Annotated in this window: 11 protein-coding genes; 6 read left to right on the forward strand and 5 right to left on the reverse strand. The window is 53.5% G+C overall.

All coding sequences use genetic code 11. The features are described from left to right. Position 1 precedes the first annotated feature (1 nt). A complete protein-coding gene (locus tag KIH39_RS03055; RefSeq protein WP_213497801.1) occupies positions 2–736 on the reverse strand; it encodes an SDR family oxidoreductase in 735 nt (244 codons plus the stop codon). 92 nt (positions 737–828) lie between these two features. Between KIH39_RS03055 and prfB the strand changes: the two genes are divergently transcribed. From prfB to trmB, 5 genes are all read left to right on the forward strand, one after another. After that, positions 829–1,951, forward strand: a protein-coding gene (prfB, locus tag KIH39_RS03060; protein ID WP_213497802.1) for a peptide chain release factor 2 whose coding sequence is annotated in 2 segments (ribosomal slippage) — positions 829–897 and positions 899–1,951 — 1,122 coding nt in all. Because the reading frame shifts where the segments join, the coding sequence is not laid out codon by codon here. A gap of 56 nt (positions 1,952–2,007) precedes the next feature. Beyond that, positions 2,008–2,553: a tRNA (adenosine(37)-N6)-threonylcarbamoyltransferase complex ATPase subunit type 1 TsaE gene (tsaE, locus tag KIH39_RS03065; RefSeq protein ID WP_246539499.1), complete on the forward strand. Its 546-nt coding sequence runs from the start codon at positions 2,008–2,010 to the stop codon at positions 2,551–2,553. Positions 2,554–2,613: 60 nt separating this feature from the next. Beyond that, entirely contained in the window at positions 2,614–3,567 is a 954-nt protein-coding gene (locus KIH39_RS03070; protein ID WP_213497803.1) for an HAD family hydrolase, read from the forward strand. Between the two features lie 11 nt (positions 3,568–3,578). After that, complete coding sequence (locus KIH39_RS03075; protein ID WP_213497804.1) at positions 3,579–4,100, forward strand: 3-hydroxyacyl-ACP dehydratase FabZ family protein; 522 nt, start codon at positions 3,579–3,581, stop codon at positions 4,098–4,100. A gap of 5 nt (positions 4,101–4,105) precedes the next feature. Further along, positions 4,106–4,741, forward strand: a complete 636-nt coding sequence (gene trmB / locus KIH39_RS03080; RefSeq protein WP_246539501.1) for a tRNA (guanosine(46)-N7)-methyltransferase TrmB — start codon at positions 4,106–4,108, stop codon at positions 4,739–4,741. 20 nt (positions 4,742–4,761) lie between these two features. On the opposite strand, the gene KIH39_RS03085 is transcribed toward trmB, so the two are convergent. Beyond that, positions 4,762–5,547 carry a hypothetical protein gene (locus KIH39_RS03085; RefSeq protein ID WP_213497806.1) on the reverse strand — a complete coding sequence of 262 codons (786 nt, stop codon included), beginning with the start codon at positions 5,545–5,547 and terminating at the stop codon, positions 4,762–4,764. A gap of 134 nt (positions 5,548–5,681) precedes the next feature. Here KIH39_RS03085 and KIH39_RS03090 point away from each other — a divergent pair, with 134 nt between their 5' ends. Then, positions 5,682–6,083: an acyl-CoA thioesterase gene (locus KIH39_RS03090; RefSeq protein WP_213497807.1), complete on the forward strand. Its 402-nt coding sequence runs from the start codon at positions 5,682–5,684 to the stop codon at positions 6,081–6,083. Here KIH39_RS03090 and KIH39_RS03095 read toward each other — a convergent pair. From KIH39_RS03095 to KIH39_RS03105, 3 genes are all read right to left on the reverse strand, one after another. After that, the gene (locus KIH39_RS03095) at positions 6,080–7,060 is read right to left on the reverse strand and encodes an ABC transporter permease (RefSeq protein WP_213497808.1); all 981 of its coding nucleotides are present in this window, start codon (positions 7,058–7,060) and stop codon (positions 6,080–6,082) included. The two genes, KIH39_RS03090 and KIH39_RS03095, sit on opposite strands and share 4 nt — an antisense overlap. 13 nt (positions 7,061–7,073) lie before the next feature. Next, entirely contained in the window at positions 7,074–8,594 is a 1,521-nt protein-coding gene (locus KIH39_RS03100; protein WP_213497809.1) for a sugar ABC transporter ATP-binding protein, read from the reverse strand. Between the two features lie 144 nt (positions 8,595–8,738). After that, positions 8,739–12,317, reverse strand: coding sequence for a serine/threonine protein kinase (locus tag KIH39_RS03105; RefSeq protein ID WP_213497810.1), 3,579 nt, complete (start codon positions 12,315–12,317; stop codon positions 8,739–8,741). Positions 12,318–12,689: the final 372 nt, after the last annotated feature.

Here is a 12,689-nt window from a genome sequence, read left to right on the forward strand (position 1 = left end):
ATTACATGTAGCCTTGCCAGTTCGGCTTCACGATCAGTTCCGGAATATGCACGTGGGGCGGTTGCAGGGCCACGAAGACCACGACATTTGCGATGTCTTCCGGTTTCAGGATCTTCGCCCGGTGTTCCGCCGATACCGGATTGGGCCGTTCGTCCAGAATCGGTGTATCGATTTCGCCTGGAAAAATGCTGGTCACTCGCAAACCGTTTTCTCTTTCCTCGTTCGCCAGACAGCTGGACAAGCCATCCAATCCGAACTTCCCGGCACAGTAGCCAGCGCCCCCCAGTGGATTGCCTCGTTTACCGGAAACGGAATTGATATTGATGATTAGGCCGTCTTTTCGGGCGAGCATTTGCGGCAGCACAGCGCTCATGCAGTAAAAGGCCCCGTCCAGGTTAGTCCGAACCAGTTGATTCCAGCTTTCGGGAGTTAGTTCCCGGAAGGCTCGTTGCTTGATGTTCAGTCCGGCGTTGTTGACCAGAATATCCACTTTACCAAATTTTCGGGTAGCTTCAGCAATCAGAGCTTGAGCCTGTTTGGTATCGGTGACATCGGCGGCGAAGGAATGTAGCTTGGCACCTCCTTGGAGCGATTCCACGGCCTTGGCCAATTTGGCCGCGTCTCGTCCCGCGATGACGACCTGAGCTCCTTCTTCGAGGAAGCGTTTTGCCGTTGCCAGGCCCACGCCGCTGCCGCCACCTGTTACAACCGCCACTCTGTTTTTAAGATTTTGCATGTTTTCCTTCACTTGAAGTCGAGCGTTTCGCGCTCTTTGATTGTCTTCGTGATAGAATATGGAATAGGCCTTACATCTATCGAGGAAGTGGAATGAACGCGGAATTGCGAAGACGGACCGACGACCTGTGCAACAATTTGACGCAGCTACGGGACTCTCTTTGACATCGCCGCCAAGATCCGGGATCGCGATGCCCTGAATGCCAAGATGGGGGAAGCGAACTTCTGGGATAGTCCTACCCAGGCCCAAAAAACCATTCAACAGTTGAAGCCGTTGAACGGGCTGATTAAACCCTACGAAGAATTGACTGCCTCGATCGGCGATCTGCAGGCTTTTGCCGAACTCTGCCAGGAAGACGAGACTCTCGAGACCGATTGGTTGAAAGAAATCGAGCGAGTCGAAAAGCTGTACGGCAATTTCGAACTTCAAGCGATGATGAGCGGCAAGCACGATGCCAGCAATGCTATTGTGCACATCCAGGCCGGCGCCGGGGGAACCGATGCATGCGACTGGGCTCAGATTATGTTGCGAATGTATACCCGCTGGGCCGAATCGCACGGTTTCAAAGTTGAGCTGCAAGACCAGGTGGAAAACATCGAAGCCGGTTTGCAGTCCTGCACTTTCCGTGTAGTTGGCGATTACGCCTATGGCTACCTCCAGAGCGAACTGGGTGTGCATCGTCTGGTCCGCATCAGTCCTTTCGGTAGCGGCGATACCCGGCAGACGTCGTTCGCGGCTGTCGATGTGCTTCCGGAACTCGATGATACAATCGAAATCGTCATCAAGCCCGACGATCTGATCAAACAGACTTTCTGTTCCGGCGGACCGGGTGGACAGCATCAGAATAAAACGCAATCGGGCGTCCGGTGGATTCACGTGCCAACCGGCGTGGCGGCGGAAAGCCGTACCGAGCGCAGCCAGATCAAGAATGCCGAAAACGCCATGACTCTGCTCAAAGCCCGACTGTATCGTATTGAAGAGCAGAAGCAGATGGCTGAGTTCGACAAGCATTATGAGACCAAAGCGGAAGTGGCCTTCGGCAGCCAGATTCGCAGTTACGTTCTGCAGCCTTACACGCTGGTTCGGGACGAACGAGACGGAATCGATGTGAAGACGGCCCAGGTGCTACCCGTCCTGGATGGCGATCTCGATCAGTTCATGCATGCCTATCTGAGACACAAGACGGCTCGGATGCATCGCAAAAAATCGGCTTAACAATCTTTCCCGGCCGATTCCTCCTTTACTCAGATTGGAGGAATCGACCGGCTTGCTTGCTGTCCAAAAGAACTTCTGCTTACGGCCTTTGCGTTATGGATCAGCCCAAGACCAGCTTTTCGTTCGCGATCGCGAATCTCGAACAGACCGAACGTCTGGGTCGCTGGCTGGGAAGTCGCTTATTCCCGAATTCGGTGGTCGCATTGCTGGGCCAACTGGGAGCGGGGAAGACTCATCTCAGTCGGGCAATAGCTCAGGGACTGGAAATTTCCAACGAAAGACTGGTCACCAGTCCCACTTTCGTTCTGATTCAGGAATATCCGGCCCGGCTGCCGATTTTTCACTTCGATGCCTACCGACTGGCCAATCCTCAGGCTTTTCGGGATCTGGGGGTCGATGAATACTACTCCGGCGGCGGCGTCTGCCTGATCGAGTGGGCGGACAGAATCGTTCCGGCGCTGCCCGAACAATATCTGGAAATTCGACTCGAGATTGTGCAGCAAGACGTTCGACTGTGCCAAGTTACGGCAATAGGGGAGCTGTACCGGAAAATCGTGGAGAATTTGCGTCTAGACTGGTCCGACGGACCAGAAGCGTCTTGACATAACTCACTGGCTCCGCATAACTTAAATTTCTCGCTTTCGTTAGGAATCGCTTGATCAATGGCACTTACTTTAGATCAGTACGCGGACGCCTTATTTGCCCGTAAGGACATCATGTTCCCGGCCGCGCCCGATCCCAAACCGATGAAGGCGAAGCCCCATGTGAAAAAGATGACGGGTTTAAAAGCCGTCTTCTGGAATATTTACGGGACGTTGCTGGTCATATCCGAAGGAAATTTTAAGCTCAAAAGCGACATCGAACTGATGCTGAATGTCGCCCTCGATAAAACGATCCACGAATTCAAGATGTGGCAGTCGATGAGCCGCAAGCCGGGCCAGCCGGCCGAATATATGCGGGAGATTTATGACCGCGCCTTGCGGGAAGCCACCATGCTGCCTTCCCGCAACGAGAAATATCCGGAAACCCGATCCGAATTGATCTGGGAAAACATCATCAAACGGCTGCTTCAGAAGGAGTATAAGTTCGACGCCGCAATGTACGGCTCACTGAACCAGTTTACCCAGAAAGTGGCTTTTTTCTTTCACGTGGCGATGCAGGGGGCCGGGGCGTTTCCGGGGGCGGCCGATACGATCCGGAATCTGGAATCGCTGGGAATTGCTCAGGGCTTGTACGCGGATGGCCAGTGTTTTTCGACCGCGCATCTGGGATGGTGCCTCCGCGAGCAGAACAGCACCTTCGATATGGATCTGCTGATTCCCGGCCGGAATCGAAAGATTTCCTGCAATTTCAACGCACGCAAACCTTCGGAAGCCTTTTTGGCCACGGTTACCAGCCATCTGGAATTGTTAAATATTTCTCCAGACCAGGCTCTTCATGTTGGCTGCGACATGAATCGAGATATAATTCCTGCCAAGGCCGCCGGACTTCGCACGGCTCTGTTTGTCGGCGACCGGAACGCTGTTATAGCCTCCCCAGAACAGTTAAAGGACGATTCCACCCGCCCGGATATGTTGCTGACGGAACTGTCGCAACTGAACTTCATACTCGGCTAAAGGATTGCCATATGCCACCGGTACCGTTTATTGAGCCAGCTCAGATAGATTGCTCGAAAATCGTGGCCGATCTCGACGAGATCAAGCGACTTAATCCCCATCGCGATAATATGTTGCAGCTGCACGCCATCGTCTTCCTCGACTTTGAAGCGATGCTCATCGCCGGCTATAAGGATGTCCGTTCCGATGAATTCTGGGTTTCCGGGCACATGCCGGGCTATCCGCTCTTTCCGGGCGTGATGATGTGCGAAGCGGCGGCCCAGATGATTTCCTTTTACACCAAGAAACTCTCACTGTTCGGCGATAATCTTTTGGGACTGGGTGGCTTGGATGGAGCCCGTTTCCGCTACCCCGTTCGTCCAGGCGACCGTCTGCTGATGATAGGCAAAGGCATAAAAGTCAGCCGGCGCATAACCGTTTTCGATGTGCAGGGTTACGTGGGATCGAACCTCTGCTTTGAAGTGCGCGTTTCCGGGGTGCCAATCCCGGGCCAGGAAAACATCAATAAAGTCCTCGAGGCGCCCAAGTCGTGAGACGGATGAAACGGCTGCCCCTGGAAGAGTTGCAGCCTTACTCCTTTCCCGAAGCGGTTCGTGGCGAAGCCCCCCCGCCGGTGGATTGGCAACAAGTATTTGGAAATTCGAATCCCGTTGAGGTGGAAGTCGGGTTCGGCAAAGGGCTATTTCTGCTCACCGCGTCCAGCCAGCACCCGGAGATCAATTACTTCGGTATCGAGATCGTCCGGAAGTATCAGCTGGTAACGGCTACTCGACTGGCACTCAAACAAGTTCGCAACGTGAAAGTGGCTTGCGCCGACGCCAAGATTATGTTCGGACAGCAGATCGCCCCCGGAACCGTCCAGGCAGTGCACATCTACTTCCCCGATCCGTGGTGGAAGAAACGACACAATAAACGCCGTCTGTTTACGCCGGAGTTCGCCTGCGATTGCGGTCGAGTTCTGAAGCTGGGTGGTAAACTGCACCTGGTGACCGATGTGGCCGATTACTTCGCCATGGAACAGGAAACCATGCAGGGATTACCTTCGTTTCGAGAATGCGATGCGATCCCGGAATCTCGCGGCGAGCACGATTTCGACTATCTGACCAATTTCGAGAGGAAGTTTCGAAAAGAAGGGCGACCGATCCATCGGGTGAGCTACGAGAAAGTGGCTTAGTGCAAGGTGGGCGATTTGCGTTAAGCACTCGATGAAACTGGGGGATTCATTTCAACGAGCGATTTCACTTCGGCGAGCATTTCCGTCCTCAAAACGCTTTCGAGTTCGACCAGAATGCGAGCCATGTCGCCGCCATCCATGACGCGGTGATCAAAAGTCATCCGGCAGGCCAGCGAACCATCCGCTTCAAAAATCCCGTAATGCAACGTACTGGTCAGAGGTGTTTCCAGGCTCAAAGCGGTTGCTCCGTGCCCGGCCGTAACGCTGACGCCGTAGGTCCCCGAATTGTAGGCCCGAATTGTACCGTCGCAATTGAGCTGATACCACCAGCCCAGATGTCGCAGCCAGCGCGGCAGCTTGCTCACCCGTACAATTTTGCGCGTAGTACCATGCTTATTCAGCGGATCCTTCTGATACATCAGAATGCGGCCATCAATCTCAGTTAATGGCAATTCATGGGGTTTCCGGATCAGGCAGAAAATCACTCCCAAATCGCCGAGCACATCGCGCTCGATGACCACGCAGGCCACGCTATAGGGATGCTCGTAGAGTCTGGGGCGCGGGAATTTGAGATAAGCCCGGCGGAAGACCGGTATTCGCTGTCCCACGATGGCTAGCGCTTTTGTGAAGATTCCGCACCAACTCGGTTTGATCGAGCAGCAATTGCGAGCCGCCACTAGCTCTGCCAGTTGCATCCTCCTCTCGAAGGGAATCAAAGGGATTTCCCGGCTGAAATCCATCATGTCGCAGACGAATCTTCTGGAAATACTGAGAGAGATGTATCGTCCCATCGATCTCGTCCGCATCGGGTTTTCCTTCGAATCTAGTAAATGATCTTTTTAATTTAATGAGAGAAATACTCGCTTAGCAATGAAACTCCCCGCATTGCGAAAGAAGTTGCTAAACTAATCCGTCAAAAGCCTAAGGGAGAGTAAATCAGATGGATAAGCCGTATACCGCCATTCAGATCGTGATGATGCCTCGGGATACCAATCCGCACGGTACGATCTTCGGCGGCGTCATTCTCAGCTACATCGACATGGCCGGCGCCATAGCGGCCCGGCGGGAAATCGCTCTTCGCGGCGGAGCGAAAGATATCGTTTTTGTCACGGTTGCCATCAATCGCGTCGAATTCAAACAGCCGGTGATGGTGGGGGATGTCGTTCGGTTCGAAACTCATGTCCTGCGCATCGGCCGGACTTCACTAACCATGCACATTAACGTGATCTCGGAGCGCGCGGGAGAGGTCATCCCCGTCACGGATGCGGAAGTCGTTTATGTGGGGATCGATAATTCTCAAGGTAAAAGGACTCCGATAGTGCTTCTGCCGCAGGAATCCTAACCTCGTCGCGTGGCTCGGCGCCGGAAGAACTCATCGGCCAGCGTCCCGAACAGAAGCGTCAATCCGACGATCGCTTTCTGAGCCGCATCGGGAAACTCGGCGAAAACTATGAGTGGATCGAGCACCTTCAGAACCATTGCTCCGAAGATCATTCCGACAACCGTCCCTTCACCGCCTCGCAAACTACAGCCGCCCAGCACGGCCCCCGTGATGGCGAACAACTCCTCGCCTTCTCCAGAGTTGGAAGGCATTACGGATCCCAAATCCAAAAGCAAAAGTACACCGGAGAACGCCGCGAGACCGGAACAAATCACAAAGCCGGCAAATCGAAAGCGGGTGGTCCGGATACCGGCGTATCGGGAGGCCTGTTCGTTGTAACCGATTGCGTAACAATATCGGCCATAGATGCTGAAATGCAGTAATAAACCGATTATTAAGGCCATTCCCAGGAGCCAGATAAACTCCGCGGGAAAGAGCAGTTCTCCACGGGCGTCTTTTCCTATGAATATCCAGCGCAACTGATCGATCGCAGCGGCCGCATCCGGATTGCCCGTCTTGATGGAATTCAAACCAACTGTGTTATCCCAGACTAAACGGGTGAGGCCTCGATAGACGAACAGTCCGCACAAGGTTACGAGAAAGGGCTGTAACTGGAGTTGAGTAATCAGCAGTCCGTGGATCATTCCAATAATCAACCCGCCCCAAACGACTGCCGCGAAGGCCAGGTAAGGGTTCATGTGCCGTTTTTCGATGAGATAGCCGAAACTTACCGAGGCGAGTCCGATTACCGAACCAATGGAAAGATCGATAGCCCCGGTGATGATGAGAACCCCAACACCAAGTGTGGTGATGCCCAGTCGCCCCTGCCGATTGCCGACATCCTGGATAGTGCTCCAGTCGAGGGCATTCGGATTGGAGAAGTAAAGGGCAATGTAGAGGGACACCAATATCGCGAGGACACCAGTAATTCGTACCATTCCGAGAGTATCCTTAATAGCCAACTTTGGATTTTTCGAAGCCTGTAGCCAGATTCATGACCGCTTCTTCGCTGAACTGATCCCGTTCGAGTTCGCCGGTCAATCTGCCTTCATGCAGAACCAGAATGCGATCGCTCATTCCCAAAACTTCTTCCATGTCGGAAGAGATCATCAGAATGGCAATTCCCTGCTGCACCAGGTTATCGATGTTCTGATAGATTTCCTGGCGGGCTCCGACATCCACACCTCGTGTGGGTTCATCCAGGATCAGCACTTTGGGATTTCGGGCCAGCCACTTGGCCAGCACGACCTTCTGCTGATTGCCACCCGACAAGAATCCGACCGGCTGAAATAAATTGGGGGTCTTCACACGCAACCGGGTCACGAACTCTTCATTCAAAGCTTGCTCGGCTTTAAACTTCAAAAAACCGAATGCGCTGAGACTCGGCAGACTGGGGAGACTGATATTGAAGCCGGAGCCTCTTTCCAGAATGAGTCCATGTTTGCGGCGATCCTCGGGAACGAGCAGCAAGCCCCGCTCAACGGAGTCGCTGGGATGGTGAGGCTGGAAGTTCTCGCTATCAATGGAAACTTCCCCGCCGATAATCGGGCGAATCCCGAATAAGGCTTCGGCCAACTCGGTACGGCCCGCACCCACCAGGCCGGCCATACCAGTAATTTCTCCAGCTCGCAACTTGAAAGAGACTGGCGTTTCCGGCCCGCCGCGATAAACGACATTCTTTAACTCGAGAATTGTCTCGCCCGGAAAGCGCTCGCTGCGGGGATGAATGTTTTTCAGATCGCGGCCGACCATATACTTGATGATCGTATCGTGACTGATGTTCTCCCGGGCAATTTCCCCGGCATTTTTGCCATCCCGCAGAACGACGACCCGATCGGCACACCGCTTCACTTCGGCCAACCGGTGCGAAATATAGATGATGGTGACGCCCGCATCTTTGAGGTCGTCGATCACCGTATAAAGCGTGTCGGTTTCTTTCTGGGTGAGACTCGAAGTCGGCTCATCCATGATGATGATGCGGGCATCGAAGGAGAGGGCTCGGGCAATCTCGACCAGTTGCTTCTGCCCGGGCGCCAGAGTTGAGACCGTCTGGTTTACGATACTCTCGTCGAGGCCCACGCGTTTGAGCAGTTTTCGCGACGCATCTCGCATCGCCGACTGATTCAGCCAGATGCCTCCCCGACGAATTTCCCGACCCAAGAACAGGTTGGAAGCCACGCTGAGGTTTTCCGCCAGATTCAATTCCTGGTGGATCAGGCTAACACCGGCCTTCAAAGCGTCGTTCACATTGTTGATGATCTTCAGTTGACCATCGACGTAGATATCGCCTTCATCGACGCTATATACCCCGGCCAGGATTTTCATCAAAGTCGATTTGCCGGCACCATTTTCTCCCACCAGAGCCAGGACTTCACCGGGATAAACCTTCAGTGAGACATTGTCGAGTGCCAGGACGCCAGGGAACTCCTTGCGTACTTCACGAACTTCCAGAATCGGAGAGAGAGAATTCATCCCGACAGGTTAACCGAAATAGACGGGAGCGGCAAAAAGGAAATCCGCCATTTCACTATTCGATTTCGACAAACGCTTCGTTTTGAGCGATCCACTTGCGAAGCTGGGGGAAATCTGCTGAAAGTAGCGTGCAGGAGGGGGAGACTAATTGCTGGAGGGGCTTAACTTTTCCTCACCGTAGGGGGTGGGAAGCGTTTCCAGTGTGGCACCCGAATCGGAGTAATCGTCATTTTTTCGTCGAAAATCGGCGGGCTTCAAGGAGCTAAAGGCCTTTCCATTCTCCAGGGCGCTACCGAGGAATTTGACCTTCCCGAAGGGGTGATCCTTTTCCCGAAACAGTTCCAGCCAGCGATCGGGATCGATCGGCATCGGCGTGAGAGCTTCCGGATTGTCACTGGTCCGCTCGATCAGATTCTGGGTCGTTTTGTCGTAACCGTAAAAATTATCTTTGGAGCCGCGCCAGTTGAAAAGATCCTTCATGAGATTCTCGGTCTCCACATGTTCCATCTTCACCAGCGGAGAAGTACTTCCGGAAGCGGGTATGAAAAGCGATTGCGTACCCAGAGCTTGGATCGGAACAATACCGCATCCTTTCATATCCAATTTTTTGGCCGCCGCGAGGATCTCAAAAAGCGGGCCGGTCAGGTAAGTGGTCGTTCGATGCAAATGGACTTGAGTCGAATTCACGCCGGTGACATCGAGCGTGGTGGGATTGATGTCAATCAGGCTGCCGTTGAGTGCAGCCAGTGTATCTTTCACATCGAGATCGAAGGATCGGCTCGACTTCACGCAAAGGAGTTTGCCTTTACCTCGGATCAGGGAGTTTTCGAATGTAATGCGAGGAATGGGCCATTTCTCCATGCTATCATTCATCATCATTTCATCGCGGGGATCTTCTAGCTGGACTACGGACATGCCGTCCTGATCCTCGAAGGTCACCACGCAATTTTTGAAACTGCACAGTCCACCGCCGGGCAAGGAGACGATCGAGCGAGAAGAATCGTTCTGACCTTTTTCGTTGCGCAGACGGAATTGCAGATTTTCGAAATGGATTTCGCCGCCGGCGATCTTGAACAAAGCCTGTTCCCGCTTCCGACTGGTCAATTGAAGGATCGGTTTGCAGTTTTCATCCGGCCGAATGGTTAATTGAGAATTCGGTTTGTCGAGATCGACCGAGCGTTCGTCGTGAGTGCCATTCCAGTGCAGCAGAATTTCATCCCCCGGTTTCGCTTCCTCGATGGCGTTTCGAAGAGAGCGATATACACCCGCGGGTTGGGTTTCCGTTTCCGGGAGATCCGGTTGAACGATTCGGGTGGAGGCCAGTTTGGCATCAAAAGGTTGTGGCAGGGGTGAATCGTAGAGGGCGCTGCCGAGCATGTTATCCAACCCGAAGACATTCTGAGGCGAGCCTGGAATGCGAAGGGCCGATCGTTTCAGCATCACCCGGAAAGCGGAATTCAGCCGGCTGCGAAGTGGCAATTGCGGATCGTAGAGTTTCTTCAAAGGATCGCGCTGGTCCCACGGGAAACCGACCTGAACGGCTTTGCCATCGACGAACGGCAAATTTTGCTGAGCACATTCGGCAAAACCGAGATTCATGTCTTTCAGTTGCAAAATGGCGGTGTTATGGTAGGCATTGCCGTGAAAGCCGGATCCTCCATCCGACTCTTTCACATAGCCCATACGCGAATCTTTGGATAAATCTCCCAGTTGACGCACCAGAATACCCATGCTGGAAGAGGTTTCATCGCTGGAGCTGAAAATACTCTGGTCCGCGGAGAAGTGGAATGGCACCGAATCGTCCACTTCCAGAAACGATCCCCCTTTCATCATTACGGAGGACATCTTCAATTGAATTTCAGTGGCCTTGCCCGGCCCGATGTCGCCAGAAAGTTTGAAGGCCGCGTCACTCGGGGCAAAGGCGCATTCTCGACAATGCACCTCAGTTGGACCGATCAACCGAATACCGATTTTCGATGGCCCGAAGTAGCATCGATCGAAGGAAAGAGTTGGAGGAAGATCGGCATCGCCGGGAAACTCAATTTGAGCAGTCGGTCCGCTGGTCATATCGACCAAACCGGATGAGGTAGTTACAAAGGCACAGCGATCGGCTTGAAACGATTCGAGAAGCGGCATTTTCCAGGCCGAATTCACCGGTACGCCTTCCCCCGAAATCCACTCGATCTGCACGCCGCGAAGCTTGATTTTCTTGACGGTGTCAGCAATTTGCAGCGTGTGTGGCGAACCCATCCGCTCTTCCAGCGGCGTGGGGATTTTCATAATCAGCAGAGCGGGGCTGACTCCGTCACCGCCATCGAGGACCAGTTGCGATGCGCTGAATTTGAGCGGCTTCACCGGATCGTCCTTGCGGAGCGCCCGGCTAAGATCGTAAGTTTCTCCCGGCTTCAAAACAATCGAGCTGACGCCTTGTTCGATAAGCTTGCGAAGTTCCATTACATTCGAAGCGGTCTGCGGGCCCTCAGAATTGACGTTCGGCGCTGTGTTGCTAGGCTCCGAAGTGTCGGTACTGGAATTCGATTTTTTTTCTTTCTCGGAAACCCAGAAGGGGCCGCTGGCAATCGGTTCTTCTTTGTTGCGAAACCCGCCTAATATCCAAGTGAAAATGCCTAACAGCAAGCTCACGGCAATTACCAGGGCCGTGCGTGAAAAGCGGGGAGGTTCCGGCAGAATCGGTTCGTTATAGGTAAGGTCGCGCGGCAGAGTTTCCACTTTCGCCGAGGAAATGCCAATCTGTTCTTTCTGCGTAAGCAGATAAAGGTGCTGAATCAATTGATCTGGATGCTGATAACGCTGATTGGCATCCTTGGCCATCATGCGAGCCAGGATCATCGTCAACTCTTCGGAGATCAGAGGATTCAACCGGCGGGGGTCAATCGGTTCGGTATTCTGATGAAACTGTAATTTCTGAGTGGCCGTACCCTCCGGCACCGGAGGTCGTCCCGTAATGGCGTGATAAAAGGTGCAGCCCAGTGAGTAAATGTCGGATCGAATGTCGGTCCGACGCGGGTCTATTGCCTGCTCCGGGGAAATATAATCGAAGGTCCCGAGTGTAATCCCGGACTGGGTTATTCCCCCATCGAAAGCCAGATTGTCCATGCTCCTGGCCAAGCCCATATCGACGATTTTTGCTTTACCCTCAGGCGTAATCAAGATGTTCGAGGGCTTGATATCCCGGTGAACGACGCCGCGAGAAGCCGCATGCGACAGACCGGCGGCCACCTGCATCATCAGTGGAACTGCCTCAGCGATTGAAAGGCGACCGCCCACCCGGCTCATGCGCTGACGGAGATTTTCGCCTTCGACGAACTCGAAAGCGATGAAATTGAGCCCCTGATCTTCACCAATGGAATACACCCGCGCGATGTTATCGTTGTCGAGCTTCGCGGCCGCCCGAGCTTCCTGACGAAAACGTTCCAGATGCTCGGAATCCTGGGCCATTTCCGGGGGCAGAATTTTGAGCGCGACAGTCCGGTGCAGGCTGGTATCCAATGCGCGGACGACAGCGGCCATCCCCCCCGTACCAACGGTTTCAATTAACTGGTAAGGCCCTAGCTGACGGCTGGGGATGCGTTCGATGATCCGCTGGTCGAGGGTGATCTTATTTTGGCGGGAAGAGATGATTGTGGGAGCTTCATGAGCATCGACAGGAGAAGGCGACGCCTCGCTTCGCGACTTCTGAGCGGCATCTGAATTCCGCTGCACGTTCGAATCGCCGGGATTAGTCGGTTGCGATGTCAAGTAGTTTGCTACTCGTTAGGTGACTGCAGGCAAGCGAAATTCGCAGCCTCATGCATTTCTTCAACTCTTGTTCTTCCAACAAGTATCGACGTACTGGAACGAAATATGCTGAGCTCTTGTTGGGACACATCGCGATCCCTGCGAATTCGGCCGATGTGGTTCCTCCTTGTCCCAATAGTATCCCGTATTGAAATGCGGCTGTCAAGGGTGTAGACGATTTCTGAAAATGCCGATTGTAAGGATTGTGCAAAGAAGTCCTTCAATCACTATAGAAAGCTCAACTGTGCTGGTCCGAAAAGCCTCTGATTTTCTGCAAGTTTTAGCGGCTCAATGCCT

It is taken from the genome of Telmatocola sphagniphila (genome assembly GCF_018398935.1).
Lineage (GTDB): Bacteria > Planctomycetota > Planctomycetia > Gemmatales > Gemmataceae > Telmatocola > Telmatocola sphagniphila.